Genomic DNA, 17376 nt, shown 5'->3' with positions numbered 1-17376 from the left:
AGTGTTGAAGGTTATACCCTATATATTGGCATTATCTTTGGGCTATTATATTGGCAATAACTACATAGAGCCTGAACCAAAAGAAGCTTATAAGGTAAGCTTTGATGAAAAGTCTTTAGAGGTTTTCAATGTAGAACCACTTAAATCATATTAATTTTTGACATTTATCAACTTTATATAGTCTGAGGATTTATCATGAATTTAAATCAATTAGGTCTATGGGCAATAGTTTTTGTTTCAGGTTTATTTGTAGGATGGAAAGCAAATTCAAACGATAAAACACTTTACGAATTTCATGCAGGTCCAAGCAAAACCTCACCAGCAACAAGCGGATTTGCTTGTTATTGTAGTACTGCTGCAGGTGGCCCTAGATGGAAAGGCAAGATTGTCTCACCTTCTGCTTGCCCTCAAAGCGGGGACAATTCTCCGTCTACCCCCAAAAAACTAAGAAGTAATTTAAATATAACTAGCGGGGCATGTTGTAAAGATCAACCCAAAATTAATGGCAAAAATGTTTTGCCAACAAATAGATGCCCAACACCTCCCATAACCCGATAAGCCGTGTAGCTTGGTATCCCGTATGTTGGGCATTTTGTAGGTTGGTCTTCACGCGGGACGGGGTTTGAAACCCCGTCCCTAACGTTTTGTCGATGGTGTCGTTTTTGAACAACGCTAAACCTACGAACGGGGCAACATGCCCCGTCCAGCAAGCGTGTGGTGTTTGGCAATATGCAGGCTGGTGGGCAACGCTTTTCTGCACATGCGGATAATTCTTTGTAACGGTGGACGGTGGGCAAAAAAACCTGCCCACCACGAGGGATGGGGTTTGAAACCCCATCCCTAACGTTTTGTCGATGGTGTCGTTTTTGAACAACGCTAAACCTACGAACGGGGCAACATGCCCCCTCCGGCTGGGGAAGTATCTTATTTTCTTACGCGGGGCGGGGTTTGAAACCCCGTTCCTAATGTTTTTCCTATGGTGGCGTTTTGAACCACGTCGGAATCCTGCGAAGGCATCATGGCTTCACTTTGGCAGCCAAGTCACGCCACACGCAGTCTGATCCAGCATTTTGCCGCCGGTGTAGTATTAGCGGCACTGGCGGTCGAACTGCTGCCTGAAATTGAGCGTGAGCATGCGCCGGGAATGGGTGTTGATAGGGTCATTTGCGGCAGGCTCCCTGTTTATGTATGGGTTAAAACTGTGGGCTATCAAATTAGAACATCAAACCTCGCTTGCACCGTCATCAACCGGAGTTAATATGGCTTGATGCTGGCAACTTTTATCGATGTTTCTATGGATAATTTTATCATTGGCGCTGGATTTGTGGCTGGTGGGGCAACCATATTCATATTTGCATTTCTGGGTAGCTTTTTGTTGGCCGATGCTTCCCATTCTGTCATCGGCGGTGTATTGGCGTTTAGTGCCGCCGCTTTACTCTATACTGGTGACCGAAGAATTGCTGATGGAAGCCCATGAGGTCGAAGAAAAAAATATTTCAACGCTGGTCTTATTTAGTGGTTTTTTGGCGTTTTGGAGTATTCATATTTTAGGTGGTCAATAGTTAAAACATAGGCTAGCCATGGCTAACACATCAACTTTTAAACCCGCTTGGTGGCTAAGTAATTGCCATTTACAAACGACTTATCCGGCATTATTTAGGAATGATCCCAATCCACCCGATTACTATCGAGAAAGGCTGACAACTCCTGATGATGATTTTATTGATATTGATTTCTGCGGAATCGGCAGTCAGCCAATGGTTATTCTGCTTCACGGCTTAACTGGAAGTTCACAATCAGGCTATATTAAAGGCCTGCAACATGCCTTACACAAGCAAGGATTGCGTAGTGCGGCACTTAATTTTCGTGGTTGTAGCGGTCAATCTAATAACCGAGCGCGTTGTTATCATTCGGGCGAAACTCAAGATATTCACACTCTTTATCAAACCTTACGGCAACGCGAACCTAACACGCCAATGGCGGCAGCTGGTTTTTCCTTAGGCGGTAACGTTCTGCTAAAGTGGCTGGGCGAACAAGGACAAAACGTAAACTTGTTTGCCGCTGTGGCTGTTTCCGTGCCTTTGCTGTTAGGGATTTGCGCGACCAAACTGGATAACGGTTTTGCAACGCGCTACCGCAGTCATTTACTGCAAGAATTGAAAGACTATTTGTACAACAAACTGGCGCATCTGGAAACTATAGGTAATACGGAAGACGCTAAGAAGATTAAAGGATTGGGCGATTTATCGACCATCAACTCGTTCTGGGAATATGATGATCGGGTTGTTGCCAAATTGCACGGCTTTACTGATGTCCATGACTACTACAACCGTTCCAGTTCTAGGCAATATCTCAAGTCGATCACAGTAAGTACCGTTTTGATTCAATCGGTTGACGACCCCTTTATGACATCCGAAGTCTTACCCAATCTCGATGAAATATCGCCGTCTGTGCAACTGGAATTTACCCAACATGGCGGTCATGTCGGATTTATAACTGGACACGTTCCATTCAAACCGCAGTATTGGCTAGAACAGAGAATACCGAAATTTTTGCTAGATAAGTTAAGTGAATATACGCATATTTAACATCAAAACAAAGCTTTCCATCAAACAGGAGAACAGCAGATGATTATCCAACCTAACAGTAAATTGGTCATAATTGGGGACTCCATCACCGATTGCGACCGAGCGCGACCGATAGGGGAAGGCCTGTTTGATGCCTTGGGCAATGGTTATGTCAGTTTGTTGGACAGCTTGCTAACAGCGCGTTATCCAGCGCATCATATTCGAGTGGTTAATATGGGTATTTCTGGCAACACTATCCGTGATTTACAAAGCCGGTGGCAAACAGATGTGGTGGGGCTTAAGCCGGATTGGCTGACGGTCTTTATTGGGATTAATGATGTTTGGCGACATTTTCATTCGCCAAACCAACCTGAATGGCATGTGCCACTGGATGAATATACACAAACCTTGGACGAACTGTTGCAAGCAGTTCGACCATCACTTAAAGGCTTGATCCTTATGACACCTTACTTCATCGAACCCAATACAATTGAACCAATGCGGAAAATGATGGGTCGGTATGGGGAAGCCGTACGACAATTGGCAGAAAAACATCAGGCAATTTTAGTCGATACGCAAGCCGCTTTCGATGCTGTTTTAAACGATTTACACCCGATGGCCTTAGCTTGGGACCGTGTGCATCCTACACGTACCGGACACATGGTGTTAGCAATAGCCTTCCTACAAACCATTGGATATAAGTGGTAAAACCCAACAAAAAGTAATCACTATGCAAAACAAAGCGAGACTCGTCTGGATTGAAATATTAAGAGTTGTATCTGCATTTGGGATATTGCTTTACCACACCAGTTTGTATTTCACCCATTATGCTTTTAGCCCGTCACCCAATGGTCTTATGTCAAATGGGCAAACCTTAGTTACTGTATTAGTCGATAAGTTTGGTCTAAGTCTCAATATGTTAGTGGGCTTTGTTGCGCTATTCGGTTTTCAATTCCTTGATGTTTTTATACTCTTGATTGGACTTGCTACAGTTTTATCTTGGCGGGGAGATGAAATTTATGTTGATTACCTAAAAAGAAGATGGCTCAGAGTGTTATGGCCGTTTTGGTTGGCGGTTTTTTTTACATTGGTGTTATCTGCTTTGCATCATTATTTTTTCGGTGGTTATTTAGCGGGTGCTTGGCATTGGTTTGTGGCTTTCACTTATCCTTTAGCTTATGATTTTCACGGTACATTATTGCAACAAATCAGCGGTCCATGGTGGTTTGTTCCATTTATGCTGGCTGTAGTGGTTGTTTCTCCCTTTATGCTTAAAAAACTGGAACAATGGGGTGTTAAAAATTTCTTGTTATTCTTTGGTTTATTGTCATTGTTATATAGATTGTTATCCGTTTACCTTTTTGAAGCCCATATCAACTTCTCGATTATGGACACAGCAGTAGGCGAGGCTCCGTTTTTGCTGTTCCCTGCGAAAATCTTTTTGATCGCTTTAGGCATGGCCTTTGGTAAGCTAATTAAAGAGCGGAATTTTACCTCTGACCGAAAGGTTATATTTTTTGTCGCAACCTTCCTATATATACTTGGTTTTGTGACCCAATTTAGTTGGCTGGGATGGACGGTTGCTGAATTCTTTTATGCCCCCGCTATTGTTATGCTGTTTTATTCATTATTCTCAGAAATCGAAGACAATTTTCTTACGCCTGTAATCATTAAGCTAGGTGCATTGAGTTACTCTTTTTTTCTTATGCATAATTTCTTCGCCCATCGTTTGAGTGAATATTTTGAGGATGGAGTGCCCTCATTTTGGAAAACCCTTGTTGTGTCGACCATCTGTTCCCTAATAATAGCCATGCTTATTGAAAAACTAATTCCATTAGTGTCCAAGGCTTTTTCCACTATTTGGTCGGCTATTGATAAAAAGTTAATCTCGTAGGCTATTGATTTGGCGTTGTTATGTTTAAAGCCATTAGGGCTGCTTAATTATTGCTTCGGCCTTTTAAAGTTTTAAGTCAAGCTAATTGAATGTATTGTGATCTTGCCCCAATCTAGCGGACACTCGGCTAAGAGAGTAATCTCTAAAACCGAGGTAAACAATGAAAACAAAAAAAGAAGAAGCCAGAAAAACGGTACGCAACAAATACACATCCCAATTTAAAGAACAAGCATTGGAACGAGCTGACCGAGATGGCATCCCCAAGGTGGCGCAGGATTTAGGCCTCGCCGAAGCAATGTTGTACTCATGGCGTACAAAGCGTCGGAATAGGGGTTTAGGGCGCAATGGAACGTAAAATCCAGTTAAGGGTTTTCATCGTTCGGATTTCGTAGTGGTCTTAACTCGCCTCGTTTGACTGCTTCAGGGACTGAAAATGAATATCGTCCCAGTAAATTAATGTGCTGTTCATGGATGAAAGGCGATAATCTTGCGATATCTTCGTCCAAAACCTCATGGCCTTCTACCCGTAATTGGTTCAGCGCAGCGTCCATATAAATGGTGTTCCATAAGACAATAATGTTGACGACCAAGCCCAAAGCGCTTAATTGGTCTTCCTGCCCTTCACGGTAGCGTTGACGTAGTTCGCCGCGTTTGCCATGAAACACATCCCTGGCTAAACTATGCCTTCCTTCGGTACGGTTAAGTTGTAGCAAAGTTCCGCGTCGCAGGTTTTTATCATCAATGTAGTTTAACGAATGCAGTGTTTTTTCTATCCTGCCGAATTCGGCTAACGCCAATGCCAATTGTGTCGGGCGGTCACCCACCTGTAAGGTACGCATGATGCCGGTTGCGGGAACTTTACCCATTTTCAGCGACCCCGCCAACCGCAATAAGTCATCCCAATGCCTTGCAATCCTGGTTAAGGAAATATAATGCTTGGAAATTGCGTTAAGCTCGCCATAGTCGGCGTGTTTGTCAATACGCCAAAACCGCGTTCCGCCAATATCCGCCAAGCGCGGGCTAAACCGGTAACCAAGCAGCCGAAAAAGCCCAAACACCACATCGCTGTAAGCGCCAGTGTCGGTCATTATCCGGGTTGGCTGTAATTCAGTTTGTTGTTCCAAAACCACGGCCAGTAAAATTAAGCTGTCACGCAAGGTACCCGGTACCGTAATCCCATTCAAGCCAGTACATTGGTCAGACATCAAATTGTACCAAGTCACTCCCCGGCCATACCCAAAATATTTGGGATTCGGGCCTGCATGGACAGTACGCACGGGAACGACGAAGCGTAAACCATCAGCCGAAGCCACTTCGCCGCCGCCCCAAGCATGGGCAAGCGGAATTTGATTTTGTGCGGCAACCAGGATCGAATTGGCTGCAATCAGCGTGTCATCCCGTAAATAATTTTGGTTAACCCATGCTAACCGTTCCCGTTTAAGGGCGGGTGTATCATGGTTAATCAGCGGTTCCGGGCCGGTATTGCAGGCTTCGGCAAGCAAGACAGCGCACAAGCTGACATTTAAATCCTGCGCCCTTGCGCTGCGTTCGCTAATATGGGTGAAGGCGCCGGTAAATTTTGTCCGTGCCGAAATTTCAAGCAAAATTTCAGGCAGGTCAACGACAGGCATTCTGGAAATCACCTGTTCTCGAAGTTTTACCAACGATTCCGGCTCCTCCAGCTTGTCGAGCGGACTTAAAATGAGTTCAGTTTTATCATTATTCTTCTCAAATCTGACAGCCAGATTGTCCGGTAAACGAGCGGCAACCGCTTTATTAAGTTTGATCTAGCTCCAAAGCCATAGCCGATAAGGTGTGCCCTGGATGATTAGACAGCCCAAGGCTTCGGCAGACAATGGGCCTGGTGTTTTCCCACTCCTCGCCTTGCAGCAATCCCGCACGGGGATCAGCATAACGCCAGCTTGGACTGACAAAAATATCACGGCGACGCAGTGCTTTCCTCAATTCATCAAATACGCACAGAGTGTAAGCTTTTATTTGTATTTCATCATTGTCATCCAATACATAGCGTTGCCAGGAATTAGTGATAACGTCTCTCGGTGCTGCTAGTTTAGTTTTGATACGCAATTCGTGCAGCTTGAGCCACTCGTAACCCTCAACAACCGGTTTACCCGCAGGGCTTGCGCCAAATGCGATATGCTTTAACAAGCTTGGAATAAATAGCCGTAAGCTCCGGTAGCGATTCTCTAATTCTGTATAATAAATATCATCTGGTGGCCGAACTAATGATTCAACCATAACAAGTGCTTCGGCCAGATTTTTTGGTGGGATTTAAGAAAAGATGATTTCTCGTAAAGAATAATCATCAATTTCATAATTTAGCACCTTACGACATGCGGTTGCTAATACCATAGCCGCTTTATCAAGGTCTTTAAGGCTACGCAGCCTGGCTTTTTTGTCGGCCTTGGCGGCTTGGTTAAAGAAAGCGTTGAGCAAAACATCTAAAACTTCAACTACATCATCTTGGGCGGTCGCTTCTAAACAATGGATAAATGCAACTAATGTAGCTAAACGACGAATAGGCGGTAACCGAATAATGGCTGTCACTTTGGCGGTTCCGGCGAACCGGGCTAACGTAGCAAGCCTACTGGGAGGAACGCTGGTCTTTGGTAGTTTTATGCCTATAGATTCGGCCTTTTAATGTTTGAACCGTTCGCGCTGATCTTGTCGAAGCACACAAGCCTTTCGACAGGCTCAAGGCGAACGGAAGTTAAACCTTCATAAGGCCGAATCAATAAATCACGGATTGTTTGCAACCGATGAATAGCGGCAACCAGCGATCTGCCGCTGACCCTGACGGGCCCAGTACGCAGTTTGTCCAACCAAGAGCTACGCCCTTGGGGAGGAACTTTTAATAAATCCTCCAATTGTCTGCGTTGTTCAACAGTAATATTTTGCCCTAAACGCAGCCATAACCTAGTCTCGACGCGGCTACGCAATTTTGCTACGAAGCGTTCAAGTGTCGTACATCTCGGTAAGATGACCTTGTGGGACAACATCCATACCGTGGCACGATCAAACAGCACACTTGCCTGTTCTGTGCCAGTCCAACATAAGGCATAAAGCCACCGTTTCAATCGAAACCCAATTGCCGGTTCGTTCCAGTCCTTAAACCCATAGCGTGACCGGATTTCAACAATATGCTCCCAGCGCTGTTTTGCCCCTTTATATCTGGACAAAATACCAAGGTCTTGAATTTGCAATTGTCGGCCTAATGTTTGCAAAACCGCATTCGGTATCTCCGTTGGGTCTTCCAGAAAAGTGCCAAGAAAACGGACAGTAGTCAATTGCGCCGCAAAGCCAAGCCGATTATGGTCGCCCCGTTTCTTGGCAATTGCGTTAAGGTCAGTATCGTCCAGGTGAAAATATCGCGTCAGTTCATCGCTACTGGGTTCTCCAGAATACCGACCATAATTTTGTCGTTGTTCGGCGCTGGTGAATTGAACGGGCATATAATGTAAAAATTAGCTGTTATAGTAATTGCACAAACGGAGGTTTTTGAGAAGGCATGCCCTTTCATTTATGCGATAAATTAAATCAAGGCATTACAATTCTCATAAATAGTTCTTGAAACTATATTCTCAATCCACTACTATTTCAATGAGTTTTGATAAGGAGTAAGCCATGGGGCAATTGAATCGTATTACCCAGAACCCCGATATGATGGGGGGTAAAGCATGTATCCGTGGGATGCGCGTAACTGTAGGCATGATCGTCGGGCAAGTCGGCACTGGACATAGCGTGGATGAAATTCTCGCCGACTACCCCTACCTTGAACGTGAAGACATCATGCAGGCACTTCGTTATGCGGCCTGGCTAGCAGAAGAACGTGAGGTCGTATTGGCTTCCGCATGAAGCTGATCGTCGATATGAATTTGACCCCGCGTTGGGTGGGCTTGTTGGTCGATGCTGGCATTGAGGCAAGACATTGGTCAACATTGGGTGCGAACAACGCACCGGATTCTGAAATCATGGCCTACGCCAGGGCAAATGATTATGTCGTCCTTACCCACGATTTGGACTTTAGCGCGATCCTTGCCGCTACGCATGGCGATAAACCCAGTGTCGTACAAATCCGTGCGGATGATGTCAGCCCGAACGTAATCGGTTTACAGGTCATCGCCGCCCTGAAGCAAATGGTGTCTGAATTGGAATCAGGGGCATTGCTTACCGTCGATCCGAACCGAACCAGGGTGCGGCTGCTTCCTTTGCAAATAGCGACGGACGGTTAACCGAGTGCAAGAGAATTCTATGTGTTTCCGGATAAGACTCGCCTATCTGTCTGTAGGAGTAAATAAATGTTGATAGGCTATGCGCGCGTCTCGACCCAGGATCAAAACCTTGACCTTCAACTCCAAGCCTTGACCCAAGCGGGCTGCCAGAAAATATTCGATGACAAAATTAGCGGTAGCCGAGCCGAACGGCCAGGGTTGGCAAAAGCCCTGGAAATGCTTCGGGAAGGTGACACGCTAGTGGTATGGAAACTGGATAGGCTTGGCCGCAGCGTCAAGAATCTAGTTGACCTTGTCGGCGACCTGTATAAACAAGGCATACAATTCAAGAGCCTCACCGATTCAATTGATACCGGGACTACATCCGGTCGGTTTTTTTTTCACGTCATGGCTAGTTTGGCCGAAATGGAAAGGGAACTGACCGTTGAACGGACCAAAGCAGGATTGGAGGTTGCCCGCCAACTCGGGAGAAAAGGGGGGCGTAAACGCCAAATGACAGACAGCAAGATCGAGTCAGCCAAGAAGTTGCTGGCCAACGGTATCCCGCCTCGGGATGTAGCAAAAAACCTTGGGGTTTCAGTGCCTACCTTATACCGATGGATTCCAGCATCCGCAAACACTTAGAAAGTTCTCTAAAGCAGGCGTTGGCTAATAAATTTATCATTATCCGACAGACCGTGCTCGACCCCTATGTATAGACCCTAACTATGTATAGCTGCAACTTGCAGTTGGCCGGAACGCCATGTTTTATTGGTGTCCCTGCCAATCTCGAGCTTATTAACTTGACATAGTTTTACCGGTGTCCTGAAGTGAAAACTCACTCACCTCAGGAGGTTAAAATGAACTCTACCAACCGCCACAAATTGCTATGGCTTCTTGAAAGCCAATTAGCTCCCCACGTTGATGCTTTAATGCTGCACTTTCTTAACTGTCGCTATGCATCAAACACTATTGATAATTACCTTGCTGGACTGGCTCACTTTGCGCTTTGGATTGGCCAGTGCAATATTGATGTCAAAAGCATCGATGAGACGCTGATCGATCGCTTTCTTGATGATCACCTGCCTTGTTGTAACTGTGAAAAGCCTGTATTCCACGACCGGAAAGATTTACATGCAGCACTTGGGCATCTTCTTGTTCAGCTACGTGCCAATGCAGTTATCGCTGATTCAGCAATCGGTCTAACCCCTGTGGATGAGGAGTTGCGACGATTCGATGATCATATGAATCACGTCCGAGGGCTTGCACCCAAAACCCGCAAACACTATCTTGCTATCATTCGCCGCCTGCTTTTTGGGCAGTTTGCCGATCAACCGGTTGAGATCAGTGCTTTTAAGCCCGATGATATACGCAAGTTTGTCGTCTGCCAGAGTGAGTTTTGCAAAGTTACCACCAGTATCAGCGCCCCTGTCTCGGCATTGCGCGGTTATTTTCGTTATCGCGCTTCTTTGGGCAATTGCGTACACCATCTGATTGGAGTCACCAGTTTCCCGGCCAACTGGCAACAAGCGGCTCTACCGAAGACATTGAACAACGGCGAAGTCGAACGCTTATTAGCCGCCCTTGACTATGACGGCAAAGCGGCACGGAGAACGGCAGCCATCGTGCATTGCGCGCTGGATCTTGGCTTGCGCAGCAGCGAGGTGGCTAACCTTGGGATTGATGATATCGACTGGTCGGCCGCAACTATCACGCTGCGACGGACTAAAGGCCGTCGTGAAGATGTCATGCCGTTACCCGCAGCAACCGGCCAAGCTATCGCCGATTATTTGCAGTTTGAACGTCCACAAACCACTAACCGGGCGGTGTTTGTGCGTAACGTTGCGCCACGCGACCAGCCTGTCGGCCCTGACCTCATCCGTAAATCGATACGACAGGCTTATGCCCGTGCAGGATTGCCGTACACGCGCTCACACCTTCTGCGGCACACTATGGCCAGCCGACTATTGGCGGGTGGCAGTTCACTTAAAGAGGTGGCTGATGTACTTCGGCATCGCTCGCTGAATACTACCTTGGTTTATGCCAAGCTTGATAGCAAAAATCTTGCTGCAGTGGCTTTACCTTGGCCAGGGAGTGTGTCATGAATGCGCATATTTTGATGCAAACACATGCCGAAAATTACCTGAGCGAGCGCCGTCGACTAGGGTATGGCTTACGCACCACTGGCTATTCAATTATGAGTTTTGCCCGTTACATGGATGCACTTGATAGCCAAGAACCCTTGACCGTTGAGATCATGGCCGATTGGGCGCGGCAAGACCAGGGCAACAGCGATAAGCCATCGACTTGGGCGCAACGACTGAAACGTCTGCGCTCATTTTGCCGTTACCTACAACAATTTGAACCCCGTACCGAAGTGCCGGACGATACTATCTTCGGTCGGATTGGCCAGCGCTTGGCACCGCATATCTACAGCGAGCAGGAGATCATCGATTTGTTGGCGGCAGCCCGTAACCTGGGTTCCTTTATTCCAGGATTGCGCGGTGCCACCTACGAAACACTGTTCGGTTTAATCGCTTCCACGGGCCTCCGTGTTTCTGAAGCCGTCCACCTGCTAGACACTGAAGTTGACTTGAAGTCGGGAACGCTAACCGTACGTAAAACCAAATTTGCCAAGTCACGCCATGTTCCAATTCATCCGAGCACTATAGAGATATTGAAACACTATCGGTCGAAACGGAATTTGTCTATTGCAGTAACAGAAGATACGTCGTTTTTTATCAGTACGCGTGGGCGACGGTTGGGGCAGCCACTCAGCTTGGAACAAGTCCATCGCGTATTCATTGGCTTACGCGATCAATTAGGTTGGATCAACCGTGGTGCGCATAATGCCCCACGCATCCATGATTTAAGGCACACCTTTGTCGTCCGCCGCGTGCTGCTCTGGCAGGCCCAAGGACTGGATGTCGACCAGCAGATGTTGGCCTTGTCCACGTATGTGGGGCATGCCATGGTGACTAACACTTACTGGTACCTCACCGGCATCCCCCAACTCATGTCAGTGGCGGCAGAACGGTTTGAATGCTTTACAAATATGCCGGAGGTGTGCCATGACTGAAACAACATCACCCCGGCCCGTATCGTTTGCTGCGTTGGTGCAGCAATTTTTTACCGAGTATCTGGTGGCCCAGCGTGCATTGAGCCCTCGCACGATTGCTTCCTACCGGGACGCCATGCTGTTGTTCCTGGATTTCGCTCAGCATCAGTTGGGCATAATGCCGACGGCACTGAAATTGAGCGACATCGTGCCGGAATTGATACTGGCATTCCTGGAACACTTGGAACAACAAAGGCAAAATTCGGTGCGCAGCCGCAACCTGAGACTGACGGCGTTGCGTGCGTTCCTTAAGTTCGCAGCGCGGCGCGACGTATCGTCTTTCTTTATTATCGAGCAGGCATTGGGTGTGCCCATGAAACGCTTCGAACGCCCTATGCTGGGTTTTATGACCCGTGAGGAAATGTTGGCGGTGATTGGGCAGCCCGGTGAAACTTGGACTTCACAACGTGACCATCTATTGTTCGCCATGCTTTACAATACGGGGGCTCGTGTCTCAGAAATCATTGGTATCAAGGTGAGCGATGTTGTGTTGGGGGAGTCTGCCTGCGTGCATTTACGTGGCAAGGGCCGAAAACAGCGATCAACACCTTTATGGAAAAGCACAGCCCATGAAATCGGAGTCTGGTTGCGGCGTAACCCAATGTTGGGTACAGAAACCGCGTTATTGCCTAACCGGGATGGCAATCCGATGACACGTTGTAATGTCACCCAACGCCTAAACATTGCGGTAGATCGGGCAGCCCAGGCACATAAAAGCCTCTCCAAACGAAAAATCTCGCCTCATATCATAAGGCATACGACAGCCATGCATCTGTTACAGTCCGGTGTCGCATTTAGTGTGATTGCCTTATGGCTGGGTCACGAGAGCACGACTACCACACATCGCTACGTCGAAGCAGATTTAGCCATGAAGGAAAAAGCATTGGCGAGGCTTCAAGAGCCCGAAACAACAATCAGTCGCTACCATCCAGCTGATGATGCATTAATGCAGTTCCTTCAAGATTTATAACTATGTAAAGCGCACTGCCGGACTTTACCGGCAGTGCGCGGGGTACGGGGCGGAATAAAACGCAGCTATACATAGTTAGGGTCTATACATAGGGGTCGCTATGGATAGCTATCCATAGCGACCCTAACCAGCCGTTTGTATGACCTACGCTGAAAATCCTGGAAACGTAGCGTTAGCGGAGTGAAGATTTTTAGTCCCCAGAAGCGATAGTGCTGTGTGTTTTCACGAAGCGCTGTTTGCGGCGTGAAAATGCACAGCTTTACGACATCGCGTCGAGTCATTGCGCAACGATGTCCCATACCCCTTGTCGGGTATGGGGCGAGGGTAGCAGAGCCTGTCCTGAGCGTAGTCGTAAGGAACGGCTGGGGCAGCCGCAGGCATTGGCGGTCGCGTTAAGTTTTTGCCACTTGTTTGGACAGGAAGTCCTCAAAACAAGCTTTCGCAAAAATAGCGACTCCCCGCAAAAGTGAGTGTCTACAGACACGTTACCTGATATAAAACTACTAACCTTTGCATCTGGGTAAGGATCGGCCGATGGCAATCTACCATCTGGCGAGTTACGCCGCGCGGGAATATCGGCAACTACTTCATCCCACCGTGGGTTGCGCGGCTAACCCGCCATATACGGGATCGATCTGAATAATCTGAAAGACCTACCAAGGTAGAAGTGTCCTTACGTTAGATAAATAAATTGAAAGCAACACAGAGATTTCTTATCTAATTGCCACTTGCTGCGCGATATGTCCACCTGAATTTAGCGCCCGAGCCAGAATACAGGTTGAACGTCAGGGAGTTTGTGTGGATTGGAGCGCATCACAATACCACTTGCTTGTTCGGTTATACCAAAATAACGTTGTTTATGACCTGCAAAACGCACAAGATTCGGTAGGGGTAGGTGGGAGCTAGCAACATAGGAAAGAGTCACGCCCGTTACCGCACCGGCATCCGCTGGGCTACGTGGGTCGCGTTGTTGGCTGCTATCTCTAAACGGAGCCTGTACGAATTGCAAAGCTGTCACTGGCAAGTTATTGGCCACTGAAAAATTTGCATAGCTCGTATTAGACATGCGGCGATCTGAGGTTAAACAAAATCCACTGTTAGCTCCTACTGCTGAAGTTGAGCCACCTGCCGATTTACATATCGGGGTATCTGCTGATCCACCAAGTGGGCTGCTATCTCCAAACATGACCTGTAAAAACTGTAAGCCCTTTACAGGTAAGTCATTGGCGATTGAAAAACCTGCAAAACCAGATGCTAACGTGCTGAGTTTTGACACTAAACAAAATTCACCCGTAGCCCCTGTAGTTGCGCTCCCGCCATTAGCCGAAACACACTTTGCACCTAGTGGAGTATTGAGCAGATTTCCCGATTTATCAATTGAAAATCCGTCCCTAAAAGTAACTTGTAAAAATTGTAAGCCTGCAGCGGGTAATTTATTGGCAACCGCAAAATTGACGAGGTTTGTTGCTGATGTACTGAGATCAGAAACCAGGCAAAATCCACCCAAATCCCCATTTACCGCACTTGAGCCACCAACGGACGCACATTTTGCACCAGCAATAGGAAGATTTGATCCATCAAGTTTGCCGTCCTTAAAAGTAATCTGTAAGAGCTGTAGGCTCGCCACAGGCAAGCTATTGGCTAAGGAAAATTTCGCGGGTGACGTTGCTGCTGCAACAAGATCAGAAGCGACACAAAAATCACCAACTGCACCAGTCGCCCCTGCGTTAGACCCACCAACCGACACGCATTTAGCACCCGTTGCTGCGCCTGTGGCAGTAAAAGGTCTTGATCCAATAATTTTGCTGCCGTCTTGAAAGGAAACTTGTAGTAACTGTAGCCCTTCCACAGGCAAACCGTTGGCTACGGAAAAATTTGCAGACGGTGTATTAGAGGTCTTGATATCCGCAGCAAGGCAAAATGCGCCGGTATTTCCTGCCGCCCCAGCTTTTGAGCCGCCAACCGACACGCAATTCGCGCCTTTAGATGTCTCAGCCAGCCCCACATCGAGTAACTTACTGGAATCGCCCTTTAATGCTGAATCCTGCGTTAGTAATTGTGCAGATGATTTTTTAAGTGCCAAATTATTTCTCAATTTAGCTATTGGGATGTTGAGCTTAGCACCTAAACAAAATCCCTCCGCTTTTTTAGTGTCTATGGTTGAATTGCCTATAGTCACACACTTTCCTCGCATTTCCTTGGCAACCAAAACTACGTTATGCTGATTTGTGAGCCTTGCTTTTTGTAATTCGGCGAGTGAATGGAAGTCAGATGCCATAGCGAGGCTGGATGACAGGATAACGGCTAATGCACAACCCAACAATTTTGTTTTTCTAGTTATTTTCATTGTATTCCCCTAATCATTAATGAATTAAAGTTTCGCTAAGGATACTCTGGCTTGAAGATGGTGTCCACGTAGATGCTGTTACATTATATGAAGATTATATCGTAACAAATTGTTAATATTAACATATTAACTTAAATTTTAGCTTTTGAATGTAATCTTTGAGACCAGCTAGTATTCACTGTGAAATCGTCCATTGCACCCCCAATATTCCGTTTTAATGCCTTGATTTAAATCTGAAAAGATAATATGAACGGTTGTCTAAGTGCTAAAAAATGGCAGGGTAATTTTGTTTTTCGTGCAGAAAGATTGCCAAAAAATAATTTAAAAAATAGCATAAAACGATATTGACAAATTCCTGATCGTTGACTATTGTTAAATCAGGATGAAGTCACGGAGGCATGGATGTTAGCCTCAAATTACAATAAATACGCCGATACAAAGGGTGTTTTGTGTACTACGAGTAATATTTACTTAGCCCTAAGTTCGGTATTCTTACTACATTAGGAGAACTAAAATGATAAAATCAACATTGTTAGGTGGCGCATTAGCTATCATCCTATCATCCAACTTTGCTATGGCTGCTGATGATTTCCATGCGTTGAGTGTAATACAAGCTGCGCCGATGCAAGATGATGCGTTGGCTAGCACAGAAGGTGGCTCAATATGCTCCACACCAAATGCTACTACAGCGGTAAATAATGGCGCGCCTGGTGGTGGTGTTAGTTTGTGTTCATCACTTGGCTCAGTAGCAAAAGGTGCTTTCCATTCAGTATCCAACCAACTACCGGTTACAGGCGCGAACTTCCTGCAAGTAATTGGTTGGTTGCCATAAGCTAAGCAATTAGACATCATCACACGATGATTTAAGCTCAAAGGCCTAGGTAAGGACGCTTACCTAGGCCGATGGTTTGCTATTTCGGTGTAGTGATCTAATATTAGCAGGCAGTTTTAAACAACACGGCATCAAAATTAGATGAACAAGCCGCCCACATTGGACAAAAACAACCCAAACAATAGTTTTTTAAACCAAAATAAAATTAATGTTACTTCTTGGCTAACAAGTAACATTCAGCCAAATATCCATGACTTTCATCGTTGTAATCCATCCTTTTTTTTCAAAGAAATATGCCAGCAGCTTAATATTCTGATTTTATTGCTTATTTTCCCGTTCATGGCGAACGCATTGCCATCCAGCGAGAGTGACAACGAAATAAGTACAGCCCCAGTTCGCCATACCTTTAAAGAACTCCGCGACCAAAATGTAGTTAAGCAGCAACTTGATTATTCTTGCGGTGCCGCTGCGTTAGCCACCTTGATAAGCGGCTACTTTGGTGAATCGACATCTGAAAAAGAATTGCTCGATTTGTTAAATGTTCGGCTATCTAATATGAGCGATAAAGAAAAATCACGTAAAAAGCTCAATGGTTTTTCGTTGCTTGACCTAAAACATGTCGCCCTACAGAAAGGTTTTAAGGCGGACGGTTTTAAGCTCACTTTTGATCAACTAAAAAAACTGGCGGCTCCCGTCATTGTTTTTGTGCGCCCCATGGGCTACCACCATTTTGCGGTTTTACGAGGTATTTCAGAAGACCGAGTTTATTTGGCGGATCCTGGACGTGGCAACCTTAGGATGAGTCTTGCCCGCTTTGAGGAAGAATATGGCGGGGTTATTTTTGTATTAGGTAAGGCGGGGGAAGAAGACATAACGCTGCATAAGTTGTTAGTTGGCCGACCTGACGACTTCTCCAGACCCGACGTGCGCAATGTGTTTTACCGTACAAATTTTTTTACCAAGATGGCTGTTGACTTTGCGCTTCGAGCACACCCACCTTAACTCACGCAATGAAGGTTTAATTCTCCGTTCACCAGTATTGAGTCTGTCCCAAGGGCAATATCGACTTCTGTCCGCAAAACGAACGATTGCAAACATGACAAGGGCAAGTTGCTCATTAACTAAAATAAAACGGTTGTTTAGGGTCGATGCTCGGCAATTTTAACATAAGCCTTAATGTCCCAAATCAAGTACTTCTTAACGGTATTCTACTTAATACGGCAGAAAAATATACAGAAATTTATTTTAATACATAGAGATATGGTATATTTATGATAAATTACTTGTTGTTTATAAAATAATTATATGATAAATATTATATTTCAATAAAACAGTTGCCAATAATATGAAAAAAATAGCCGTTTTATTTGTTAGGGTCATTGTGGTTTACTTTTTCCTTAATACAGCGTTTATGGG

Annotated in this window: 18 protein-coding genes and 1 pseudogene; 15 read left to right on the top strand and 4 right to left on the bottom strand. The window is 45.9% G+C overall.

Annotated features, from left to right (window positions below; all coding sequences use genetic code 11):
* Window positions 1–499: 499 nt before the first annotated feature.
* Complete coding sequence (locus tag ABL924_RS14640) at window positions 500–874, bottom strand: hypothetical protein (protein ID WP_349027839.1); 375 nt, start codon at window positions 872–874, stop codon at window positions 500–502.
* A gap of 144 nt (window positions 875–1018) precedes the next feature.
* Between ABL924_RS14640 and ABL924_RS14635 the strand changes: the two genes are divergently transcribed.
* The 6 genes from ABL924_RS14635 (at window position 1019) to ABL924_RS14610 (ending at window position 4816) form a co-directional block, all read left to right on the top strand.
* The gene (locus ABL924_RS14635; protein ID WP_349027838.1) at window positions 1019–1258 is read left to right on the top strand and encodes a hypothetical protein; all 240 of its coding nucleotides are present in this window, start codon (window positions 1019–1021) and stop codon (window positions 1256–1258) included.
* Between the two features lie 36 nt (window positions 1259–1294).
* A complete protein-coding gene (locus ABL924_RS14630) occupies window positions 1295–1477 on the top strand; it encodes a hypothetical protein (RefSeq protein ID WP_349027837.1) in 183 nt (60 codons plus the stop codon).
* A gap of 103 nt (window positions 1478–1580) precedes the next feature.
* The gene (locus tag ABL924_RS14625; protein ID WP_349027836.1) at window positions 1581–2588 is read left to right on the top strand and encodes a hydrolase; all 1008 of its coding nucleotides are present in this window, start codon (window positions 1581–1583) and stop codon (window positions 2586–2588) included.
* 39 nt (window positions 2589–2627) lie between these two features.
* A complete protein-coding gene (locus tag ABL924_RS14620) occupies window positions 2628–3275 on the top strand; it encodes an SGNH/GDSL hydrolase family protein (RefSeq protein WP_349027835.1) in 648 nt (215 codons plus the stop codon).
* Window positions 3276–3297: 22 nt separating this feature from the next.
* Entirely contained in the window at window positions 3298–4461 is a 1164-nt protein-coding gene (locus ABL924_RS14615) for an acyltransferase family protein (RefSeq protein WP_349027834.1), read from the top strand.
* Window positions 4462–4621: 160 nt separating this feature from the next.
* Window positions 4622–4816, top strand: coding sequence for a transposase (locus ABL924_RS14610; protein WP_349027833.1), 195 nt, complete (start codon window positions 4622–4624; stop codon window positions 4814–4816).
* Window positions 4817–4823: 7 nt separating this feature from the next.
* Here ABL924_RS14610 and ABL924_RS14605 read toward each other — a convergent pair.
* Window positions 4824–7107: pseudogene (locus ABL924_RS14605) on the bottom strand (Tn3 family transposase); the annotation flags it as partial.
* A complete protein-coding gene (locus ABL924_RS14600; RefSeq protein WP_349027832.1) occupies window positions 7104–7934 on the bottom strand; it encodes a DUF4158 domain-containing protein in 831 nt (276 codons plus the stop codon). The gene ABL924_RS14600 and the pseudogene ABL924_RS14605, both read right to left, overlap by 4 nt.
* 172 nt (window positions 7935–8106) lie before the next feature.
* Here ABL924_RS14600 and ABL924_RS14595 point away from each other — a divergent pair, with 172 nt between their 5' ends.
* From ABL924_RS14595 to ABL924_RS14565, 7 genes are all read left to right on the top strand, one after another.
* Window positions 8107–8337, top strand: a complete 231-nt coding sequence (locus tag ABL924_RS14595) for a DUF433 domain-containing protein (RefSeq protein ID WP_349027831.1) — start codon at window positions 8107–8109, stop codon at window positions 8335–8337.
* Window positions 8334–8714 (top strand): DUF5615 family PIN-like protein, encoded by a 381-nt coding sequence (locus tag ABL924_RS14590; RefSeq protein ID WP_349027830.1) that lies wholly within the window; start codon window positions 8334–8336, stop codon window positions 8712–8714. Before ABL924_RS14595 ends, ABL924_RS14590 begins: the two co-directional genes overlap by 4 nt.
* 66 nt (window positions 8715–8780) lie before the next feature.
* Entirely contained in the window at window positions 8781–9338 is a 558-nt protein-coding gene (locus ABL924_RS14585) for a recombinase family protein (RefSeq protein WP_349027829.1), read from the top strand.
* A 215-nt stretch (window positions 9339–9553) separates the two neighbouring features.
* Window positions 9554–10798: a site-specific integrase gene (locus ABL924_RS14580; protein ID WP_349027828.1), complete on the top strand. Its 1245-nt coding sequence runs from the start codon at window positions 9554–9556 to the stop codon at window positions 10796–10798.
* The gene (locus ABL924_RS14575) at window positions 10795–11772 is read left to right on the top strand and encodes a tyrosine-type recombinase/integrase (protein WP_349027827.1); all 978 of its coding nucleotides are present in this window, start codon (window positions 10795–10797) and stop codon (window positions 11770–11772) included. Before ABL924_RS14580 ends, ABL924_RS14575 begins: the two co-directional genes overlap by 4 nt.
* Window positions 11765–12781 (top strand): tyrosine-type recombinase/integrase, encoded by a 1017-nt coding sequence (locus ABL924_RS14570; protein ID WP_349027826.1) that lies wholly within the window; start codon window positions 11765–11767, stop codon window positions 12779–12781. Before ABL924_RS14575 ends, ABL924_RS14570 begins: the two co-directional genes overlap by 8 nt.
* Window positions 12782–13017: 236 nt before the next feature.
* On the top strand, window positions 13018–13251 hold the full coding sequence (locus tag ABL924_RS14565; RefSeq protein WP_349027825.1) for a hypothetical protein: 234 nt from the start codon (window positions 13018–13020) through the stop codon (window positions 13249–13251).
* Between the two features lie 284 nt (window positions 13252–13535).
* Here the strand turns inward: ABL924_RS14565 and ABL924_RS14560 are convergent, their stop codons facing one another.
* Window positions 13536–15128 (bottom strand): hypothetical protein, encoded by a 1593-nt coding sequence (locus ABL924_RS14560; RefSeq protein ID WP_349027824.1) that lies wholly within the window; start codon window positions 15126–15128, stop codon window positions 13536–13538.
* Window positions 15129–15642: 514 nt separating this feature from the next.
* Here ABL924_RS14560 and ABL924_RS14555 point away from each other — a divergent pair.
* Together ABL924_RS14555 and ABL924_RS14550 are read left to right on the top strand one after the other, a co-directional pair.
* Complete coding sequence (locus ABL924_RS14555) at window positions 15643–15960, top strand: hypothetical protein (protein ID WP_349027823.1); 318 nt, start codon at window positions 15643–15645, stop codon at window positions 15958–15960.
* Window positions 15961–16101: 141 nt separating this feature from the next.
* Entirely contained in the window at window positions 16102–16962 is an 861-nt protein-coding gene (locus ABL924_RS14550) for a C39 family peptidase (RefSeq protein WP_349027822.1), read from the top strand.
* Window positions 16963–17376: the final 414 nt, after the last annotated feature.

Origin of the sequence: Methyloglobulus sp. (assembly GCF_040079455.1) — a bacterium.
GTDB lineage: Bacteria > Pseudomonadota > Gammaproteobacteria > Methylococcales > Methylomonadaceae > Methyloglobulus.
The sequence above is the reverse complement of the archived record's forward strand: the minus strand, read 5'-3'. Positions and strand labels throughout refer to the sequence as shown.

Bases quoted from the DNA above. Each gene is read 5' to 3' on its own strand.
- ABL924_RS14635 (WP_349027838.1), top strand. From the start codon at position 1,019: ATGGCTTCACTTTGGCAGCCAAGTCACGCCACACGCAGTCTGATCCAG.
- ABL924_RS14630 (WP_349027837.1), top strand. From the start codon at position 1,295: ATGGATAATTTTATCATTGGCGCTGGATTTGTGGCTGGTGGGGCAACC.
- ABL924_RS14625 (WP_349027836.1), top strand. From the start codon at position 1,581: ATGGCTAACACATCAACTTTTAAACCCGCTTGGTGGCTAAGTAATTGC.
- ABL924_RS14620 (WP_349027835.1), top strand. From the start codon at position 2,628: ATGATTATCCAACCTAACAGTAAATTGGTCATAATTGGGGACTCCATC.
- ABL924_RS14615 (WP_349027834.1), top strand. From the start codon at position 3,298: ATGCAAAACAAAGCGAGACTCGTCTGGATTGAAATATTAAGAGTTGTA.
- ABL924_RS14610 (WP_349027833.1), top strand. From the start codon at position 4,622: ATGAAAACAAAAAAAGAAGAAGCCAGAAAAACGGTACGCAACAAATAC.
- ABL924_RS14600 (WP_349027832.1), bottom strand. From the start codon at position 7,934: ATGCCCGTTCAATTCACCAGCGCCGAACAACGACAAAATTATGGTCGG.
- ABL924_RS14595 (WP_349027831.1), top strand. From the start codon at position 8,107: ATGGGGCAATTGAATCGTATTACCCAGAACCCCGATATGATGGGGGGT.
- ABL924_RS14590 (WP_349027830.1), top strand. From the start codon at position 8,334: ATGAAGCTGATCGTCGATATGAATTTGACCCCGCGTTGGGTGGGCTTG.
- ABL924_RS14585 (WP_349027829.1), top strand. From the start codon at position 8,781: ATGTTGATAGGCTATGCGCGCGTCTCGACCCAGGATCAAAACCTTGAC.
- ABL924_RS14580 (WP_349027828.1), top strand. From the start codon at position 9,554: ATGAACTCTACCAACCGCCACAAATTGCTATGGCTTCTTGAAAGCCAA.
- ABL924_RS14575 (WP_349027827.1), top strand. From the start codon at position 10,795: ATGAATGCGCATATTTTGATGCAAACACATGCCGAAAATTACCTGAGC.
- ABL924_RS14570 (WP_349027826.1), top strand. From the start codon at position 11,765: ATGACTGAAACAACATCACCCCGGCCCGTATCGTTTGCTGCGTTGGTG.
- ABL924_RS14560 (WP_349027824.1), bottom strand. From the start codon at position 15,128: ATGAAAATAACTAGAAAAACAAAATTGTTGGGTTGTGCATTAGCCGTT.
- ABL924_RS14555 (WP_349027823.1), top strand. From the start codon at position 15,643: ATGATAAAATCAACATTGTTAGGTGGCGCATTAGCTATCATCCTATCA.
- ABL924_RS14550 (WP_349027822.1), top strand. From the start codon at position 16,102: ATGAACAAGCCGCCCACATTGGACAAAAACAACCCAAACAATAGTTTT.